Source organism: Peribacillus deserti (assembly GCF_016909175.1).
Taxonomy (GTDB): domain Bacteria; phylum Bacillota; class Bacilli; order Bacillales; family DSM-1321; genus Paraperibacillus; species Paraperibacillus deserti.
This window is the reverse complement of sequence record NZ_JAFBFI010000009.1, coordinates 80,498-100,113: the sequence shown is the minus strand read 5'-3', so window position 1 is coordinate 100,113 and position 19,616 is coordinate 80,498. Positions and strand designations below refer to the sequence as shown.

The 19,616-nt window shown below is 40.9% G+C and carries 16 protein-coding genes and 1 other annotated feature; of the genes, 10 read left to right on the top strand and 6 right to left on the bottom strand.

Annotated features, from left to right (window positions below; all coding sequences use genetic code 11):
* Positions 1-229 precede the first annotated feature (229 nt).
* Complete coding sequence (locus tag JOC77_RS11310) at positions 230-1,345, bottom strand: aminopeptidase (protein WP_204543297.1); 1,116 nt, start codon at positions 1,343-1,345, stop codon at positions 230-232.
* Between the two features lie 219 nt (positions 1,346-1,564).
* Here JOC77_RS11310 and JOC77_RS11305 point away from each other — a divergent pair, with 219 nt between their 5' ends.
* From JOC77_RS11305 to ytxJ, 3 genes are all read left to right on the top strand, one after another.
* Positions 1,565-2,068 (top strand): DUF948 domain-containing protein, encoded by a 504-nt coding sequence (locus JOC77_RS11305; RefSeq protein ID WP_204543296.1) that lies wholly within the window; start codon positions 1,565-1,567, stop codon positions 2,066-2,068.
* Between the two features lie 35 nt (positions 2,069-2,103).
* Positions 2,104-2,853, top strand: coding sequence for a YtxH domain-containing protein (locus JOC77_RS11300; RefSeq protein WP_204543295.1), 750 nt, complete (start codon positions 2,104-2,106; stop codon positions 2,851-2,853).
* Between the two features lie 112 nt (positions 2,854-2,965).
* Positions 2,966-3,292, top strand: a complete 327-nt coding sequence (ytxJ, locus tag JOC77_RS11295) for a bacillithiol system redox-active protein YtxJ (protein WP_204543294.1) — start codon at positions 2,966-2,968, stop codon at positions 3,290-3,292.
* Between the two features lie 57 nt (positions 3,293-3,349).
* Here the strand turns inward: ytxJ and JOC77_RS11290 are convergent, their stop codons facing one another.
* A complete protein-coding gene (locus JOC77_RS11290; RefSeq protein WP_204543293.1) occupies positions 3,350-5,515 on the bottom strand; it encodes a cell division protein FtsA in 2,166 nt (721 codons plus the stop codon).
* Positions 5,516-5,753: 238 nt separating this feature from the next.
* Here JOC77_RS11290 and JOC77_RS11285 point away from each other — a divergent pair, with 238 nt between their 5' ends.
* The gene (locus JOC77_RS11285) at positions 5,754-6,830 is read left to right on the top strand and encodes a bifunctional 3-deoxy-7-phosphoheptulonate synthase/chorismate mutase (RefSeq protein ID WP_204543291.1); all 1,077 of its coding nucleotides are present in this window, start codon (positions 5,754-5,756) and stop codon (positions 6,828-6,830) included.
* 345 nt (positions 6,831-7,175) lie between these two features.
* Complete coding sequence (gene ccpA / locus JOC77_RS11280) at positions 7,176-8,171, top strand: catabolite control protein A (protein ID WP_204543290.1); 996 nt, start codon at positions 7,176-7,178, stop codon at positions 8,169-8,171.
* A 55-nt stretch (positions 8,172-8,226) separates the two neighbouring features.
* Here ccpA and JOC77_RS11275 read toward each other — a convergent pair whose 3' ends face one another.
* The 3 genes from JOC77_RS11275 to JOC77_RS11265 are packed head-to-tail and all read right to left on the bottom strand — an operon-like array spanning position 8,227 to position 10,707.
* Positions 8,227-9,405, bottom strand: coding sequence for an acetoin utilization protein AcuC (locus JOC77_RS11275; protein ID WP_204543288.1), 1,179 nt, complete (start codon positions 9,403-9,405; stop codon positions 8,227-8,229).
* Positions 9,402-10,049: an acetoin utilization AcuB family protein gene (locus JOC77_RS11270; RefSeq protein WP_204543287.1), complete on the bottom strand. Its 648-nt coding sequence runs from the start codon at positions 10,047-10,049 to the stop codon at positions 9,402-9,404. The genes JOC77_RS11275 and JOC77_RS11270 overlap by 4 nt, the downstream gene beginning before the upstream one ends.
* A 25-nt stretch (positions 10,050-10,074) precedes the next feature.
* Positions 10,075-10,707, bottom strand: coding sequence for a GNAT family N-acetyltransferase (locus JOC77_RS11265; RefSeq protein ID WP_204543286.1), 633 nt, complete (start codon positions 10,705-10,707; stop codon positions 10,075-10,077).
* 212 nt (positions 10,708-10,919) lie between these two features.
* Between JOC77_RS11265 and acsA the strand changes: the two genes are divergently transcribed.
* From acsA to JOC77_RS11240, 4 genes are all read left to right on the top strand, one after another.
* Positions 10,920-12,638: an acetate--CoA ligase gene (acsA, locus tag JOC77_RS11260; protein WP_204543452.1), complete on the top strand. Its 1,719-nt coding sequence runs from the start codon at positions 10,920-10,922 to the stop codon at positions 12,636-12,638.
* Between the two features lie 1,147 nt (positions 12,639-13,785).
* Positions 13,786-14,082 carry a hypothetical protein gene (locus JOC77_RS11255; protein WP_204543284.1) on the top strand — a complete coding sequence of 99 codons (297 nt, stop codon included), beginning with the start codon at positions 13,786-13,788 and terminating at the stop codon, positions 14,080-14,082.
* Positions 14,083-14,398: 316 nt separating this feature from the next.
* Positions 14,399-14,668, top strand: coding sequence for a hypothetical protein (locus JOC77_RS11245; RefSeq protein WP_204543280.1), 270 nt, complete (start codon positions 14,399-14,401; stop codon positions 14,666-14,668).
* A 90-nt stretch (positions 14,669-14,758) separates the two neighbouring features.
* Positions 14,759-14,899 carry a hypothetical protein gene (locus JOC77_RS11240; RefSeq protein ID WP_204543278.1) on the top strand — a complete coding sequence of 47 codons (141 nt, stop codon included), beginning with the start codon at positions 14,759-14,761 and terminating at the stop codon, positions 14,897-14,899.
* Positions 14,900-14,943: 44 nt separating this feature from the next.
* On the opposite strand, the gene JOC77_RS11235 is transcribed toward JOC77_RS11240, so the two are convergent.
* On the bottom strand, positions 14,944-17,787 hold the full coding sequence (locus JOC77_RS11235; RefSeq protein ID WP_338047216.1) for a transglycosylase domain-containing protein: 2,844 nt from the start codon (positions 17,785-17,787) through the stop codon (positions 14,944-14,946).
* A gap of 144 nt (positions 17,788-17,931) precedes the next feature.
* Positions 17,932-18,155: a binding site (T-box leader), on the top strand.
* 62 nt (positions 18,156-18,217) lie between these two features.
* Between JOC77_RS11235 and tyrS the strand changes: the two genes are divergently transcribed.
* On the top strand, positions 18,218-19,480 hold the full coding sequence (gene tyrS, locus JOC77_RS11230; protein ID WP_204543276.1) for a tyrosine--tRNA ligase: 1,263 nt from the start codon (positions 18,218-18,220) through the stop codon (positions 19,478-19,480).
* The last annotated feature ends 136 nt before the right edge of the window (positions 19,481-19,616 follow it).

Genomic DNA, 19,616 nt, shown 5'->3' with positions numbered 1-19,616 from the left:
TCAGAAAGGCACCGTTCTCCGCTTTTCTATCTGTCCAGCTTCGAACTGACACCTTCGGTCATAAGCCAATCGCCATCAAAAGGCAAGAGCGGCCTTTCGCTGCCGCTCGCCTTATGCCTGTCAGGTGTCTGCTTTTCATTAGTCTGAGGCAAGATAAAAAAGGCTAAGCCATAAGCTTAACCTTTTGATCACATATTGTTCAGAAAAGCACCGTCCTTCGCTTTTCTATTTACTTGAGGTTCTCTGGATTTAATTTTTCTAATTCAGGAAGGACAAAACGCCCATCTTTTCGAATTAATACATCGTCAAAGTAAATCTCTCCGCCGCCGTATTCCGGACGCTGGATGTTCACCATGTCCCAGTGAATATTAGAATGGTTGCCATTAAAAGCTTCATCGTAACATTGCCCAGGAGTGAAGTGGAAGCTTCCGTCGATTTTTTCGTCAAAGAGGATATCCTGCATCGGAGTCTGAATATGTGGATTTACTCCTATTGCGAACTCGCCTACAAACCGTGCCCCTTCATCTGTATCAAATATTTTGTTAATACGCTCTGTATCATTTGCTTCTGCTTCAACAATCTTCCCATCTTTAAATGTTAGTTTAACATTTTCAAAAGTAAAGCCATGATAAGGGGATGGAGTGTTATATGTAACTGTTCCATTTACAGAGTCTTTAACAGGAGCTGTATATACTTCTCCATCAGGAATGTTCATTTCGCCGGAACATTTAATAGCCGGGATATCTTTAATAGAGAAAGAAAGATCTGTGCCTGGACCCGTAATCCGCACTTTATCGGTTCTAACCATTAGATCGACCAGGCTGTCCATAGCTTCGCTCATTTTGCTGTAGTCCAGGTTGCATACATCAAAATAGAAATCTTCAAAAGCTTCTGTGCTCATTTTGGCAAGCTGTGCCATTGATGATGTCGGGTAGCGAAGAACAACCCATTTTGACTTCGGAACACGGATTTCACGGTGGACTTTTTTACCTACTGTGTCACCGTAGATCTTCAGCTTATCAGACGGTACGTCAGCCTGCTCATTGATATTGTCGCCAGAGCGAAGGCCGATATATGCGTCCATTTTGGACATAACATTTGCTTCAAAATCTGCAATCATATTAAATTGTTCTTCCTGTGCTCCCATAAGCATAGCGCGGTCCACTTGTGCATCCTTTAATAGTACAAATGGATAGCCACCAGCTTCATATGCTTCTTTTACAAGAGCTGTAACAAGTTCTCTCTGAAGCCCAAAATTTTCGATAAGGACTTTTTCGCCTTTCTTAAGCTGTACAGAGTAATTGATTAAATTCTTCGCAAGCTTCTGAATTCTAGGATCCTTCATATGTATTCCTCCAAAAATTTCTTTTCACAATTCTTATTGTAACCGAAATCTTCAAAAAGTTTTACTATTTTAAGACTTATATGCAGGCTGAAAAATAATATTTTTATTTCATTCTTAGAAAAGCAGGAATTTTTTATGATTATATTGAAAAAATACTTAGTAGTTTATAATGTCAACAACCGGGTAATTAAACTACTGTATACACAAGGAGGTGTTCAAGTGAGAATTATTTTATACTTAAGCGTTGCAGTCATCGCAATAGCATTCTTAATATTGGTACTGTATCTCGCAAAAACGTTAAAATCTTTACAAAGTACGCTCGATAGCGTTTCACAAACGTTATCAGGACTGGAGAATCAGCTCCAGGGTGTAACTCAGGAAACAGCTCAGCTGTTACATAAGACCAATACACTCGCTGAAAATATCCAGAAAAAGACGGAGAACCTTGATTCGGTCTTCGTTGCCGTCAAAAATGTCGGCACATCCATTCAGGGCTTTAACACTACTCTTCAAAAAGTATCGGCTAAAGCTCAAAACAAGTTAGACCACAATGAAGATAAAATCGCTCAAATCATTCAATGGAGCAGTGCAATTATGGAGCTCCGTGATAGATGGAAAACTAAAAATGCCTATCCTGAACAAGCTAATGCCGGCGGAATTGAATTGCAGGCACAAGCGAGCGATAATCTTCCAAAAAAGAGATTTTTAAGATCCCGTTATTAAATTTTATTTAATATAAATTGAAAGGGGAATTTATTATGACACAAAGAGAAAACAATCAAGCATTTAGAGAGAATGGGCAAGTTTACCGGGAAAACGGGCAAGTTTACCGTGATAATCAACAATTACACCAGGAGTACAGAGAAAACAGAGAGAACATTAACACAAAGGATTTCTTAATCGGTACACTGATTGGCGGAATTGTAGGGGCAGCCACTGCTTTATTTATGGCTCCTAAATCAGGGAAGGAATTACGTGGTGATTTAAATACACAAACCACTAATCTTCTTGATAAAACAGAAAAGATCCGCCAGACAGCAATGGAAAAAGGAACGCAGATTGCAGGTGTTGCTAAAGACCGCACAAACACTATAACAGAGACTGTGACGAGCACATCTCAAAACTTAATGAATAAAGTGAAGACGATGACAGGCAAAGACAAGGGCACAGGCACAGAAGAAGATTCACAAAAGTATGGCCTGTCAAATACAGCAGACTCTATCAAGGCTGTTGTACCTAACGACTATGCTGATTCGACAGACGATATGGAAGATATCCTTACCTCAGCAGATATGGCCGCAGCTGAAGGCATAGAATCAGCCTCAACCAATGATTTTACAGCTGGTACAACGACATCAACAGGCAGCACTTCTGCCGGTAATACAACTTCTGGTACGGCTAAAGCTGGAACCAGCTCATACGCTACTTCTGGATCAGGTTCTGTGTCCAATAGCAAGGACAGCAGCAAAGGGTCTTCTCAGAATAATAGCTCTTCCAGCCAAAAGTAATTTTGGCAGTTAATCTTTAACTTAAAGCAGCGTTTTGGCATATAAGGCGGCGAAGTGGTATTATAGCTTCATCGCCTTCTTTATTTTATAAAGAAAAAAGGAGCATAACTTTATGTCATTAAAAAAAATACTATCTCAAGACCAATTTAGTGAATTAGCAGAAAGTGAATCTTTTTTGTTAGTTAAGCATAGTTTAACTTGCCCTGTCAGCCAGGCAGCATTTGAAGAATATCAGCAATTTGCAGAAGAGAATGATGTAAATACAGCCTATCTAACTGTTCAAGAGGCACGTCCTCTTTCAAACTATGTAGCTGAAAAATATTCTGTGAAGCATGAGTCTCCTCAAGCCATTTTATTCCGAAATGGAGAAGCAGTCTGGAATGCCTCTCACTGGAAAATTACAGTTAAGTCTCTTCGGGAAGCCATTCAAGCCCAGTAACATGTAAAAGGAGCAATCCATTAATTTTATGGACAGCTCCTTTTTTACTGCCTTTCTTTAATCCAGGTGCAGCGGTACTGACTGGGCGGCCGGCCAGAAAAGCTTAAGCTCGTCACCAGCCTCAATTTTTTCATGAAAAGCGGTTTCTTCATTATTTTTTAAAAGGAGAAACCTGCTTTTTGGATTGGGAGGCATATCAATATGCACGGCATTAAATATATCCTGAAAAATAAAGGGCTCTATTCTTCTTTGTACCATACGGAGCTCTTCACCGCTGTTTAGAGTTTCCTGATCTGAGAGCTTTTCTTCCCCCCGGTAAAATTCAGTGATTTCTTTCTTAAGGAGAATCTTTTTTTCATTGAATGTGACCATGATTGAATAATCTAAGAGAATATTTAAGCTTTCTGCCACTTCTCTCACCGTAAGCTGCTCAGATTTGTCTATCAAAATCTCATCATTATGATCATACAGTGAATGAGCTTTAGCTTCTATTCCATTTTTAAAGAGCTTGCCAGCGGCTCTTTCAATCATATAAAATTTATGGTTAATTTTGATTTTAAAGGGCTGAAGTGCAGAGAATAGAGGATTCAGCTTCAGCGCTTGAAGCAGGGATTCTATAGTATCCGGGAGCCGGCAGACAATTTCATCTCTGTCCAATACTAATTCGTCCCCAGTGGCCACTATTCCATTTTGCTTTATTATTGCTTCTACGATATATTTAGTGCCATTTATCGTGACGGTTTTCCGCGGAATATCGTCTAATATCTCACTTATCTTTACAACGGGAGGCTTTCCATCCATCCCTTTTTCGATCAGGATGGAGTCATTGCTGTTTACCTCTGTATTAAAAGCACATGGCTTCCCATTTAAGAACAGAGAAGGGGGGGAACCATGAAAACCAGGAATAGTGACCCATTGATTATTGATTGAAGCCATAATGGCCATTCCAGGTTTACCATATAGCTTGCTGAACTTCATTCCGGATGCAAGAAGGCAGTCTCCAACCGTAAGTTTTTTCATATCAAACAAACGTATAGTCTGGCCGTTTACCACTACACTAATGTATTGTACCGGGTTGTTTAATGCTGACATGGCAATTCCAATGGGAGTCACAAGTTCTGGACCTTTATGAATTCCTTCTTCAAAGGTTAACTGGCTGATAGCTTCTGTACCGCGAATGGCAATCCTGTTTTCAGGCAGGTTAAGCTTATCGGCTAACAGTTTTGGAAGCTCTGGAGTTAAACTTCCTCCTCCTACAAGCATGACAGCTTTAGGCGGCTTATGGTTATTCAGATTATATATCTCATCTTTTATTGTATCTGCAAGTCTATTGAGAGAAGGATTTATTAATTTTATGGCTTCTCCTCTAAAAATTTCAGTTTCAAAGCCAAGAATATCAGTTACTTTTATAGACTCTGCTTCACTTAACTTCCTTTTTGTCTGTTCTGCCAGCGGGAAGTCAAGCAAAAATTGATCACTGATGGCCTCTGTTATTTCATCTCCTGCTACAGGAACCATTCCATATGCTATGACAGTTCCCATATCGGTTAAGGCAATATCAGAAGTTCCGGCACCTATGTCCACTAGCGCTACATTCAGCCTTCTCATGGAAGGAGGAATAAGTACATTAATGGCAGCAATCGGTTCTAGTGTAAGAGCCTGCATTTCAAGATCAGCTCTTTTTAGGGCAGCCATCAGCGACTCTACCACCACTTTTGGCAGGAAAGTGGCGATGATTTCTGCGCTCGCTTCAGATCCGCTCTGGTCAATTAAATTTCCAATTTCATGGCCGTCGAGTCTATAAAAAAGGACGGAATAGCCCACACAATAATAGTTGTAGCTATGTTCATTTGCACTGTCAGCCACCTGGGATTGAGCCTGCTGCACAGCTGATAGTTCTAGATGGAGAATATCTTCCTTCTCCATCATAGGTTTGCCGTTGATATCAATTGAAACAACTGCTCTTTCCGTTTTAAGCGCGCGTCCCGCTGCAGCCACACAAACCTTTGAGAGAGGGCCATGTTTTATTTCTAAAGCTTCTTTTATTTCTGAAATGATAGAAGAAACGGAAATGACGTCATGAATCTGTCCATCCAGCATGGCCCGCTCAGTGTGTTCCTTAGTAAGTACTTCTAATACATGAAAGCTATCATTCTTTTTTTCGATTATGATGCCTACCACGGAATGTGTTCCAATATCCAGGGCAAATATCTTTTCGGGCAATGAACACACCTACTTTTATATTTTTATGCTTTAACGCTTAAAAGCGTTTTATTGTTAAAGAAAAAGTTCGTGACATATAAAATAATATCATTTATAATGAACACTAATTACTAATGAATGTACCATATATTTTTTTTTCACAAAAGATTCCATTTATCGATGATGCGAAATATTCTTCTTTTCGAAATTGTGAATCAGGCAGGCCAAGAATTTAGATATCATGAAAGGGTGAAGGATAGTGAGCAACCAGGAATTGGATGTATTGCGGAATAAGCTGGATGATATTAATCTTGATTTATTAAAGCTTATTAATGAAAGAGCAAAACTTGTACAGGAAATTGGAAAAGTAAAAGAGAAGCAGGGCGTTAATAAATTTGATCCAGTCCGCGAAAGAAAAATGCTAGACCTTATTAAGGATCATAATGATGGTCCATTTGAAAATTCTACGATTGAAAAGCTTTTTAAGGAAATTTTCAAAGCCGGTCTAGGCCTCCAGGAAAGCGAACAGAAAAAAGCTCTTCTTGTATCTAGAAAGAAAAAGCCTGAAAATACTTTGATAAACCTTAAAGGCGAAATTATCGGCAATGGAATTCCCAGCTTTGTATTTGGCCCATGTGCGGTAGAATCATATGATCAGGTGGCAATAGTAGCTGAAGCAGTAAAAAGAAAAGGATTAAAGCTGCTGAGGGGCGGTGCCTATAAACCAAGGACATCTCCATATGATTTCCAAGGACTAGGCCTCGATGGCTTGAAAATTCTTAAAAGAGTAGCCGACGAATATGATTTGGCTGTAATAAGCGAGATCGTAAACCCCGCAGATATTGAAACAGCTGTTGAATACTTAGATGTTATCCAAATCGGCGCAAGAAATATGCAGAATTTTGAATTACTTAAAGCCGCCGGCCAAGTTGATAAACCTGTCCTGTTAAAGCGCGGACTTGCAGCGACAATTGATGAGTTTATACATGCTGCTGAGTATATCATGTCCCAGGGCAATGGCAACATTATCCTTTGTGAACGAGGAATTAGAACATATGAGAAGGCCACAAGAAATACATTAGATATCTCAGCCGTTCCCATTCTTAAACAGGAAACCCACCTTCCGGTAATGGTCGATGTGACTCACTCTACCGGCCGCAGAGACCTGCTGATTCCAACTGCTAAGGCTGCCTTAGCCATAGGTGCTGACGGGGTAATGGCAGAAGTCCACCCGGATCCTGCTGTTGCATTGTCAGATTCTGCTCAGCAAATGGACTTTGAACAATTTGATCAATTCTGGGAAGAAATTCAAAAATTGAATTGGGTAACCGTTTAATATTTCCAAATCAGCCTCCCTTTTGTGGAGGTTTTTTCTTTTTTTTTTGCCTAATACCGAAAAAAACGGGTTTTTTACAATAATTATCTTGAAAAACTATGCTTATGATTGCAGGAATCGAATACCGTATCGTAATATTAAATACATATAGATTGGACAAGTTATATATTCCATTATATGTTTAAATTAAAGGCTAGCGGTAAATAGAACAATTAAGGTACGGTTTGAAACGTCAAATTTTTATTTTACCTATACCAGAATAATTTTATTCTGTTCATTTTAGCTTAATTAATTTTAAATAAACCTAATGTCTATGGGGAAAAAGAATAATAAGGAGTGGTGACTATGAACATAACCATATATGACGTAGCAAGAGAAGCTAATGTTTCCATGGCTACAGTCTCAAGAGTTGTGAACGGAAATCCAAATGTAAAACCAGCTACAAGAAAAAAAGTAATGGAAGTGATCGACCGGCTGGGCTATCGTCCCAACGCTGTAGCTAGAGGGCTTGCCAGCAAGAAAACAACAACAGTAGGAGTTATTATACCTGACATCTCCAGTATATTCTTTGCTGAATTGGCACGCGGCATTGAAGATATTGCGACGATGTATAAGTATAATATTATCCTCAGCAACTCTGACCAAAACACGGAAAAAGAGCTTCATCTTTTGAATACAATGCTTGGAAAACAAGTGGACGGAATTGTATTTATGGGATCAAATATTACAGAAGAGCATATTGAGGAATTTAAGAAATCCCCTGTACCTATTGTTTTGGCCGGCACCATAGAGGAATCTGGACAAATCCCATCTGTTAATATAGATAACGAGCAGGCGGCTTATGATGCTGCTAAATCATTTATAGACAGAGGCCATAAAAAAATTGCGTTCATTACGGGCGTCCATAAAGAGCCGACTACCGAGAGAAAGCTTGATGGATATAGAAAGGCTCTAGAGGAATCAGGGCTTTCGTTTAATGAGGATTTTCTTGTCGATGGCGATTATACATACGATTCCGGTATAGAAGCTTTTGAGAAGCTTATGAAAAATGACGAGAAACCAACAGCCCTTTTAGTCGGTGGAGATGAAATGGCCCTTGGAGTCGTTCATGCCGCTCAGGACAGGGGAGCTAATGTTCCAGATGATTTTGAAGTTATCAGCTTTGATAACACGAGACTTACGCTGATGGTAAGGCCTAGGATCACAACAGTTGTTCAGCCCCTATATGATATAGGAGCTGTCTCTATGAGGCTTTTAACTAAGTTGATGAATAAGGAAGAAGTGTCTGAGCAGTCTGTAATCCTTCCTCACCGTATTGAGGAAAGAGATTCTACTAAATAAAATCTTATATAAGAAACTGAAAGCCGGACTAGGCATGAGCCAAGTCCGGCTTTTTTTATATTTTGTTCATAGCATCCTTTTTATTAATAGAACGGATGGGGTAAAGGGCTTTATCTACAGTCTGTTCATTTTTTTCTGTTATTTCGGGCTTTCGGGGAATTGGTACATATATTCCGACAGGATCGTCCCAGGCTGTGGGGAGGCTGACCGGTGCCTTTTGCTGCCAGGCATTAATCCACGTCTGGGGCAGCAGGCCCGAATTGTTGGGGTTATCAGTCATTTCAAGCCAGATGAAGGACCAAGCACGAGGGACAACTCTCCAAATATCGTATCCGCCCCCGCCTACAGCTATCCATTTTCCACCGCAATATTGATGTGCAAGCTTATGAGCGAGCTTAGGTATTTCTCTATAAACTTTCATAGTTGCAGATAAGTGAGTTAAAGGATCATAGTAATGAGCATCTGTACCATTCTGCGTTAAGATGACATCAGGCTTAAAGAATTCACAAACCTCTGTAAATGACTTTTGATAAGCATCAAGCCAGGATTCATCCTCTGTAAATGCATCAAGCGGAATGTTAAACGAATAGCCATACCCTTTTCCCTGGCCTCTTTCGTTTACGTTTCCGGTACCGGGAAATAGATATCTTCCCGTTTCATGAATAGATAACGTGCAGACATCAGGATCATCATAAAATGTCCATTGCACCCCATCACCATGATGAGCATCAGTGTCAATATACAGCACACGTGCACCATACTTCTCCTGCAGATATTTAATAGCTACCGAGCTGTCATTATACACGCAAAACCCAGAAGCCTTCCCTCGAAAACCATGATGCAGTCCGCCTCCGAGATTTAGAGCGTGCTCTGCTTTTCCAATCATAACCTGGTCAACTGCGGTAAGTGTGCCGCCTACAAGGTATGCACTGGCATCATGCATGCCAGGAAAGATAGGGGTATCTTCTGTGCCTAGCCCATAGTTCTGCGCTTTTTCTGCGGGAAGAAGACCCTGGCCGGCTAGCTTGACAGCGTTTACATATTCTGGGTCATGAACTAATTCCAGCTCCTCGTCCGTTGCCTTTCTCGAGAAAATGATATCATCATCTGATATGGCTCCGTGTTTTTCAAGAAGATCCAAAGTCAAACGGATTCTTTGCTGGTTAAAGGGATGCTCATTATTGAATTTATAACTTAAAAATTGGTCAGAAAAGACGAAAACTGCTTTCTTCATAGAGATAACCCCGGCAATTTTGGCCAAAGCACCTCGTGCCCCGCATCCCTCAATTCCTGGATAACTGCGGATGGATTCATAGTCTGCACACGGATTACAAGAACCTTATAAGCTTCATCCATTTTGTCAGGATAGACAAGAATGCTGTTGATATTAGAATTTTTACTTTTAATAAGTGTCGCAATTTCACTTAACAGCCCAGTGCGGTTCGGCACCCGTATTTCGATTTGAGATCCTGGCTGGTTAGCCCCAGTAAGTTTAACAAGAGTATGAAGAAGGTCTGTTTCAGTTATGATACCGACCAATTTTTTTTCTGTAACGACCGGAAGACAGCTTATATCATGTTCATAAAAGAGAGCAGAGACTTCTTCAACAAAGTCCAGCGGGTGGCCGGTAATGACCTGCTTTTGCATAATGGAGCTTAGTGGGCGTTCGAGGTCCTCCTGATGCTCTTCTGCATGAAAAATAGATGGTGCTGCATCGCGCAGGTCTCTGTCGGTGATAAGCCCTACAACATGATCTTCCTGGTTAACTACAGGGATATGCCGTATTTTTTTTTCGTTTACAATCTGTATGGCTGTTTTGATCGTATCTGATTCCGCAAGCGTAATTACATCAGTCTTCATGATTTCTTCTAAAATCATTGGAATTCCCCCTTACAGCTTCAATCTAGTACATAAATCGGTTCATAAAGCGCAGGTTGTCAAATTTCTGAATAGACTCTGGACTGACTCTCTTGCCTATCCGGGCCATTAAACAATTTGCAGGGTGGGAACTTATTTCCGGATCGTCAGTGGCATAATAAACTAAGCCGCCTGCATTCATCATTTTTTCCATTACTTTCCGATATTCCCAGACGTTCAGCCCTGTCCCCTTTAAATCCCAATGCCAATAATACTCAGTCGTGATGATAATATAATCCTCCATGGCATCATCCATCATGGAAACTTTCAATAGGTTTTTTCCTACAGAGGCTCCTCTGAACTGAGGTATAACTTCAATCGCCCCAAGTTCAATTAAATCTTCCATCTTTCCTTCAGACCATCTTTCCAGTGGATCGGGATACAAGAAGGTTACATAGCCGACTACTGTATCCATATGTCTTGCAAGGATGATTCTGCCTTCAGGAAGATCGGCAATCTCAATCAGCGCCTTGTGCTGCTGAAATGCTGGCCGGAATGCAGTTAAATCTTCGTGGAAATCATAGGCTTTAAGCTTTTCGCCTTTTACGGGTCCTTCAATAATTAAAGTTCCATGTTTGGTTTTTAGCTCTGTGGCATTATAGATTTTTTTATATTCCATTCGTTCACCGCCTATTTCAACTCTCCTCTTATTATACATAAAATAGTAATTTAGCAATCTATTTTCATTGCATTTTCTTTGAAAGCAAATGTGGTGAGATCGTAGGTGCTTCAAAAGCAGTACATCTACTCCTGTAAGTTATCTAAAAATTGAGAATAGAAATTCTTTATACTATAATTATAGATGTATATTTAACAGAGGGGGAAGCGATGATGAAAGTGGAAGCGTTATCAGTAATCAGAGGGGACTATAATCTCCAAAGCTATGAAGATACATATCAAACTTTCGACTGGTCAGAAGCAGAAAAAGAATTTTCATGGTACGAGACAGGCAGAGTAAACCTGGCATATGAAGCAATTGACCGGCACGCTGAGACTTTTAGAAAAAATAAGGTTGCGCTTTATTATAGGGATGCTGAGCGCAATGAAAAGTATACCTTTAAAGAATTAAAGGAGTATACAGACAAAGCAGCAAATGTACTGAAGGCTTATGGAAATGTAGAAAAAGGCGACCGTGTATTTATCTTTATGCCCAGATCCCCTGAACTGTACTTCGCACTGCTGGGTGCTATTAAGCTTGGTGCCATTGTCGGTCCATTGTTCGAAGCCTTTATGGAGGGAGCTGTACGCGACCGCCTGGAGGACAGTGAGGCTAAAGTTCTTGTTACTACTCCTGAGCTGCTTTCCCGTGTACCGGTAAATGAACTTCCTGCATTGAAAACCGTTTTCCTTGTTGGGGAGAACGTACAGGAAGATGAAACGCATATCGATTTCAATGCAAAAATAAAAGAGGCAAGCAATAAGTTCCAGATTGAATGGGTAAGCCGCAATGATGGATTAATCCTTCACTATACTTCTGGTTCAACTGGAAAGCCAAAGGGAGTATTGCATGTACATAATGCAATGATTCAGCATTATCAGACCGGGAAATGGGTTCTGGACCTCAAAGAGGATGATGTTTATTGGTGTACGGCTGACCCGGGATGGGTGACAGGAACTTCTTATGGTATTTTTAGTCCTTGGCTGAATGGGGCTTCGAATGTGATCGTTGGAGGACGGTTTAAGCCAGAATCATGGTATCAGACTCTTGAAGATTATGGTGTAACTATATGGTACAGTGCTCCAACTGCGTTCCGGATGTTAATGGGGGCTGGAGATGAAATTATTAAGAAATTCGATTTGAGTGCCCTGCGCCACCTAATCAGTGTAGGGGAACCCCTTAATCCCGAAGTCGTACGCTGGGGAATGAAAGTATTCAATAAGCGGATCCATGATTCCTGGTGGATGACCGAAACAGGGGCACAGCTTATCAGCAATTACCCATGTATGGAAATTAAGCCAGGTTCAATGGGCAAGCCGATTCCCGGAGTCCAGGCAGCCATTGTAGACGATCAGGGCAATGAACTCCCGCCATACCGCATGGGCAATCTGGCTATAAAAAAAGGCTGGCCGTCCATGATGAGCACCATCTGGAATAATCAGCAGAAGTACGAATCTTATTTTATGCCAGGAGACTGGTACGTATCAGGAGATTCAGCCTATAAAGATGAAGATGGCTATTTCTGGTTCCAGGGTAGAATTGATGATGTAATCATGACGGCTGGAGAACGTGTGGGTCCGTTTGAAGTAGAAAGCAAGCTCGTCGAACATCCAGCTGTTGCTGAAGCTGGCGTTATCGGCAAGCCTGATCCTGTCCGAGGGGAGATCATAAAGGCCTTTATCGCCCTCCGGGACGGCTATGAAGCCACCGATGACCTTATTGAAGAAATCCGCCAATTCGTCAAAAAAGGACTGGCAGCTCATGCGGCACCAAGAGAAATAGAATTCCGGGACAAACTTCCAAAAACACGAAGCGGAAAAATTATGCGGCGTGTCTTAAAAGCCTGGGAATTAGATTTACCGACAGGAGACCTGTCAACGATGGAAGACTGATTTTTAGAAGAGCTGATCCTTTTGAGTTGTAATAGACTTAAGGGGGTCGGCTTTTTTGTCGGGAAATAATTGGTGTATAGGAGGATGCGAATGGTGGTGGTTCTGGAGCTGCTGTTAGGCAGGCTGCTGGCAAATGACTAAAAGAGTGGGCATTATCGGGAATGATAAGATGGGTTTTTCGGTAATTGGGTGGGCCGCGGCAAAGCGGGATTTGGTTGAGTTTTATGGCGAAGAGGAAATATAGTTTAGTGCGTGGGGCTTTTAATAGATGCACATCTAGATAGTCTGCCACGTAAAAGGGTGGATTAGCCGCCTAAAACTTCAGGCTGGCCACGAAAAAGGATGGGTCAGCCACATAGAACTTCGAGCTGGCCACGAAAAAGGATGGGTCAGCCACATAGAACTTCAAGCTGGCCACGTAAAAGGATGGGTTAGCCACCTAAAACTTCAAACTGGCAACGTAAAAGATTAGTTAGCCACCTAAAACTTCAAGGCTGGCCACATAAAAACATCAATTAGCCACATAAATCCGCTGCTGTGCCACATATGCTTTCAGTTATTAAACAGGTTCATACAATTCTTTCTTAAAAAATACAAAAATCTGTCTTTTTACCACCGTATAAGAAGAATCTAAGTTCCTGCATAGGATTTATGCTTAAGAATTTAAGGTTTATGATTAACTTTTGGAAGTTCACGCTTATGTTTTTGGATTTTATGCTTAACTTTATTAACTTTATGCTTATGAGTGAAATTTCTTTGCTTAGCATTTGTATATTTTTGCTTAATATGAAAGTTGTATGCTTATTGTTTAAATTATCTGCTTATGATTGAAAATGCTAACGTCACATCTACGCATACTCGTAGAACCTCAATGGTTTTATTAAAATCCAGCCATGCTTAACTGTAAACATCTTCCCTTTTACTAAACTAGGTTTGCAAATGCAGCACGTATGGCTGCAAATTGGTCACATAAACAATCAATAATTTTTGCCAAATATAAAGCTCCTCAACCATGAAGACCATCTGCATTCTTATAACCCGATGATTAACCCATCCTAAAAAAACAAGCCTCCATCACCTTATCTACATGCTTTCGTCTGCTTGGGACATACTGAAAAATGTAAATTTGTATTCAGGAGGCTAATGTATGAGTGATCATAACCAATATAAAACTGCACCGGCAGATGTCCCAGTTTTGCGGAGAATGGAGGACATTTGGAAAACAACATGCGGGACCTGGGAAAATTGTAATGATGTTACAGTTGCCTCATTCTTGTCTCAATGTGAGCAGGATAGTATTGATCCGCAGTTTTGTATGAGCTGGATTGAACAGAACAGTGATAAAATTCCTAATTGGTCATCGGTATCTGATACTGCAAGGGAATGGGTGAATGAGCATACTTCTACAGGGTCTCCGGTGGGCTTTGATGGAGATTTGCAGTAAATCACCTTAAACCTGCTGCCTCGGCCTAGCATGCACAAAAGGGAACCAGAAGAGGTTCCCATCCTTATTCCTACTTATTCTTTTTGGTTTGTTTATTTTTGTCTCCATCTGTACGGAAACCAGTTTGGGAGTCCTGATCGCTTCGCCTTTGCTCTATGCTGGTGTTTTCTTTCCCTTTTTCTAACATCTTTTCACCACCTTTTTCGCTTATATTTTGTATTAATTAGAGTTTTTATATACAGGATAGTATCTGGATAGCCTAAGGGGCTCTCTTTAAGGTAATCATTATTATTCTTTCGGAAGGCAGGGCAAGCATATGCAATCAAATGAAGAGCAGAGTTACATATTTGAAATGGAAGATTCTAAAGGTGAATTGGTAGTAAGCGGAAAAATAAAGGGAGATTCCGAAATGGAGTATTATGATGATTTGAAATTAAAAGCGGTTATTGCCCTGTTGAATTCTGTGGATCAAGAGCGTTTTACTGTTCATGGTAAGAACCGTTTGTTTACTGATTACATATCAGAGATAGAGGATACGATCAGCCAAATAAAAAAACATGAACGGTTTCAAGGTGAAATCCAATAGCTTCTCTTCATCCTTGGCGGCAGGATGTTTGGAGTTTATGATTCTGGATAAAACAAAAAGAGACGGATCTTAAACCGGGGGGGTGTTAGTATGGTAGAGAAAAAAATTGTGAAATACTGTGAGCACTGCAAGAAAGAAACCGTCCAGATGGCCAGAGAGGACGCCCTTGAAATAGAATACCGCTGTACAGAATGTGAAACAGAGCAGGATGTCGTTAAGACGTTTTTTTAGAGCTATATAATGGAAAAGGCACGCTCAATGTGAGCGTGCCTTTTCTATTCCTCTTCAGTTTCTTCGTTTTCTTGTTCATCAGGATCATCTTCTGACTCTTCAGCGGGGGTATTTGGTTTTGCAGGTGTCCCTGAAGCTGGATTTGCTTTTGCCGGTTCCTTAGCAGGAGGCTTTTGCCCGCCGCCAATGGTTACACGATTAGAGGCAGGAGACTCATTGCCTGCTATATCGACTGCTTTAACCATATAAGAACCATTTCCGCCGTTGAATATCAGCGGAGATCCTGACTTTACAATTCCGACTTTAGCTGAGTTTTTATATATTCTATATCCGATAATATCCGAATCAGGGCTTGCTCCCCATACGATGGAGGAAGCTTTTACAGAAACTGTTACAGCGCCTGGAGATTTACCGTTTTCACTTAAAGAATTGCTTGAAACACGGCTGCTGCTTTTTTCTCCAGATTTTCCAGAGAGAAGTGCCCCGGGATCTGTTAAATATTTACTGCCGATCTTTTGCAGGATCGCCGAGCTGAGCATTAAGCCGGGTTCGGTGAATTCTTGTGGTGTGGTTGGCAGAGCCGTGTAGCTTCTCCCGCCCACCCTGACGAATCTGCCTTGATTATAGGTGCCGTTTACTTTTGCAGCCGCAAATTTTGCATTAGCGATATCTGAACCAGTCATATTTAAACGGCTGCATATATCTGAAGGGAGCCCGGTAACTTCACAGGAGGATCTTGTAACAATTCCGCCTGGCATCTCAAACCTTTTATTGGTGGCGACCTTAGCTGAATTCGCATCATAGGCAGCATTTATGAGATCTGCCCAAAGAAACAAGTTTCTTTGAGAGTATGTGAGACCCCTCCAGTTTTTCTCGAGCGGCTTAGGTGTGTCATAACCCATCCATGTACCAAAGGTTACTTTCGGATTAGAAGCCACAAACCAGGCATCATGGTAATCCTGTCCTGTTCCTGTTTTACCTGCCCAATCTCCACTGAATTTTAGACGGCTGTTTACACTTGCTGCTGTTCCTTTTCTAACCACATCTCTCATCATATCAAGCGTAAGGTAGGCAGTCTGCGGACTGAACACATTTACCGGCTTCTTCGTATGCTGATAAATAACCTTTCCATCAACCGCTTCGATTTTCTCAATCATATAGGCATCTACAAACTTTCCATTATTTGCGAAAGTCGTATATGCATTCACATTCTCTTCCACGGAAACCCCTCTTTGTAAAGCTCCAAGGGCCATGGAAATATGATGATGGTCGCCTTCTGTTAAACTGCTAAAACCCATCTTTTCTAAGTAACTTACTGGATTTCGGCTTTGTATATCCATGTAAAATTTCACTGCTGGTACGTTATATGAATTTAAAAGCGCTGTCCTTGCGGTCGTTATGCCATGGAATTTTTCACCGTAATTGCCGGGCTCATAATAGCTATTGCCGGCAGGGACCTTTATAGGCAGATCAGCAACAATGCTTCCCGGTGAGAGGGCGCCAAGTTCAAGGCCTGGAGCATATACGAGCAATGGCTTCATGGTTGAACCATTTGATCTAAGTGAATTGGTTGCGTGATTAGTTTGTTCTCTTTTATAATCGCGGCCGCCAATGAAACTTAGTATTTTTCCTGTCGAGTTTTCAAGGAGCATTGCACCCACTTCAACCGGTTCTACAGCAGAACTTTTAGGTGTTATTTGTTTATCTGGGCCAAAGTTTCGATATTTACTCTTTGCTGCTTCCATTTTATCTAGTATTGTTTTATCAATCGTTGTATGAATTTTATAGCCTTGCTGGCGTATGTTTCTATCAGCAAGAGTTTGATATTTATCACGAATCTTTGAGTCCTTGTTATAATCCATCACTGATATTCCGTCTTGCTTTGCAAGATATTCAGCAAGGATTTTAATAGAACGTTTTTCTACTTCATAGGTCAGCCATGGATATTTTTCCTGCGGCTCAGGGTGTCTTCCGATAAAGTCTTTCACAATATTATAATTTAATGCGGCTTTGTATTCAGTTTCTGTGATAAAGCCCTCGCGGTGCATTCTGCTCAAAACTGTTTTCATCCGCTCGAGCCCAGGCTGGAGGTTCTGCTTTAAAGTCCCATTCTGGGTATATGGAGTATAGCCGAAAGGACTCTGTGGCAGTCCGGCTATAAATGCTGCCTGAGGCAGATTCAGGTTTTTAACGTCTATCCCAAATATTCCTTTTGCAGCTGACTGGACACCTGCTACATTTCTTCCATTTGAATTTCTGCCGAATGTAGATAAATTTAAGTAGGCAGCAAGAATTTCTTTTTTGTCAAAAAACTTTTCAAGCCGGAGCGCAAGCAGAATTTCTTTCGCTTTTCGGTCAAAGGAAACCTCATTGGTAAGGATTTGGTTTTTGATGATTTGCTGGGTTAGAGTACTTCCCCCGGATTGGATGGGCGCATTCGTCATATCCTGAAAGATCGCCCTTAGAATCGCTTTAGGAACTACTCCATCATGTTTATAGAAGTATTCATCTTCGGTGGCAATTAATGCGTTGGATAAATGTTCGGGGATCTGGTCAATTTCTACTGTTTCTCTTTCTAAATCCGATCTCATTTTTCCCATATACACATTATTCGCAAAGAATATTTCTGATGTTTCATTAAAGTTGTAAATATCCTGTTTCAGGTCCTCTTTCGAGCGGACTTTCTCATCCTTGACAAGTGAGGCAAAATAGCCAGCACCGACTCCGCCTGCAAATGAAGCTCCTAAAACGGCAACGATTATAAAGATTAATAGCAAATTCCATATTACCTGGTATGTAATGCTGAACGATCTCTTTGTTTTCTCTTCCTCCAAAAAAGAAGTTACTTTTTTGAAAGTATCTTTAAAAGGATTTCTGTTATTTTCCACTTTATCAACCCCCTAAAATCAGATACATTATAGCATAAATAGACTTGTAATATCCCCAATTTTCGTCATTTTTCAAATTACGCCGGTAAAAATACATTTGACATCAGCGCTAAAATTTGATAAAAATTCATTAATAGAAATATGATAAAAGCAACGATAGGATTCAGTAGTTTTTCTATCCCTGTTACAGAGAGCCGGTGGTTGGTGGGAACTGGTACAAATAGACGAATGAATTACCTCCTTAAGCTTTTGCTGCGAAATTCCTGATAGAAGTGTAGCAGCAAACGGATGACGTACGTTAACGTTTTAAGCGGAGAACTATTGCAGTTCTCAAGTTGGGTGGTACCGCGATATTAATCGTCCCTTCATTTAATTATGAAGGGGCGTTTTTTATTTTATTGAAATTACTAGATGCCGGGAGGAAACGAACATGGATTTATTACAAGACTTACAATGGCGCGGAATCATTTACCAGCAGACCGATGAGGAAGGCCTAAAGGAATTATTGAATAAAGAGAGCATCTCACTCTACTGTGGAATAGATCCGACGGCAGACAGCATGCACATAGGACATTTGCTGCCGTTCCTTACACTGCGCCGTTTTCAACAGCACGGGCACCGTCCGCTTGCTCTTGTCGGAGGAGCCACCGGATTGATTGGGGATCCAAGCGGGAAAAGTGAGGAAAGAAATTTATTAACACTTGAGACTGTAAAAGGCAATGCAGACAGCATCAAGGTTCAGCTGAAGCGGATTTTCGACTTTGAAGGGGAAAACGGGGCTGTCATGGTTAATAACTATGACTGGACAAGTGCTATTGACCTGGTTACTTTCCTTCGGGATTTTGGGAAGCATATCGGGATAAATTACATGCTGGCAAAGGATACTATTGCAAACCGTTTAGAAACAGGTATCTCCTATACTGAATTCACATACACCATTTTACAGGCGATGGACTTTAATCACCTATACGGCGAGTACAATTGTAAGCTGCAAATCGGGGGAAGCGATCAATGGGGCAATATTACCACCGGCCTTGAGCTGATCCGCAAGAAACAAGAAGAAGGCGCTAAAGCGTTTGGTTTAACGATTCCTCTTGTCACAAAAGCTGACGGAACTAAGTTTGGTAAAACAGAAAGTGGAGCTGTTTGGCTTGATGCAGAAAAAACGTCTCCGTATGAGTTTTACCAGTTCTGGATCAACACGGCAGATGCGGATGTTATTAAATATTTGAAATACTTTACCTTCCTATCTCATGAGGAAATTGATGCGTTAGCTGCTTCAGTTGAAAGCGAGCCGCATTTACGCAAGGCTCAAAAAGTTCTGGCTGAAGAAATGACCCGCCTTATCCATGGTGAGGAGTCACTGCAGCAGGCTATTAAGATTTCAGCTGCTTTGTTCAGCGGGGAAATAAAAAACCTGTCAGCCGCTGAAATAAAACAAGGATTCAAGGATGTTCCTTCCTATGAACATGAAGCAGATCAGGAAACCACATTGGTAGACTTACTGGTAGAGGCTAAAATTTCACCATCAAAGAGACAGGCACGTGAGGATATTCAAAATGGTGCTGTCAGCATTAATGGAGAGAAGGTTACGGACTTAGCTCATATTCTTTCCGAAGAAGATCGCATTGAAGGCCAATTTACGATTATCAGAAGAGGGAAGAAGAAATACACGATGATTCAATATAAATAAGAGGGCAGAACACCGGAGAATATATTCCGGTGTTTTTTACTTTGACGTTCTGCTCTCCATTCCAACTTGCCTGCCCATTATATTTTTACTCGTATGTTAATTATGTTCTGGGGCGTATCAGCAGTGAGATTGAATT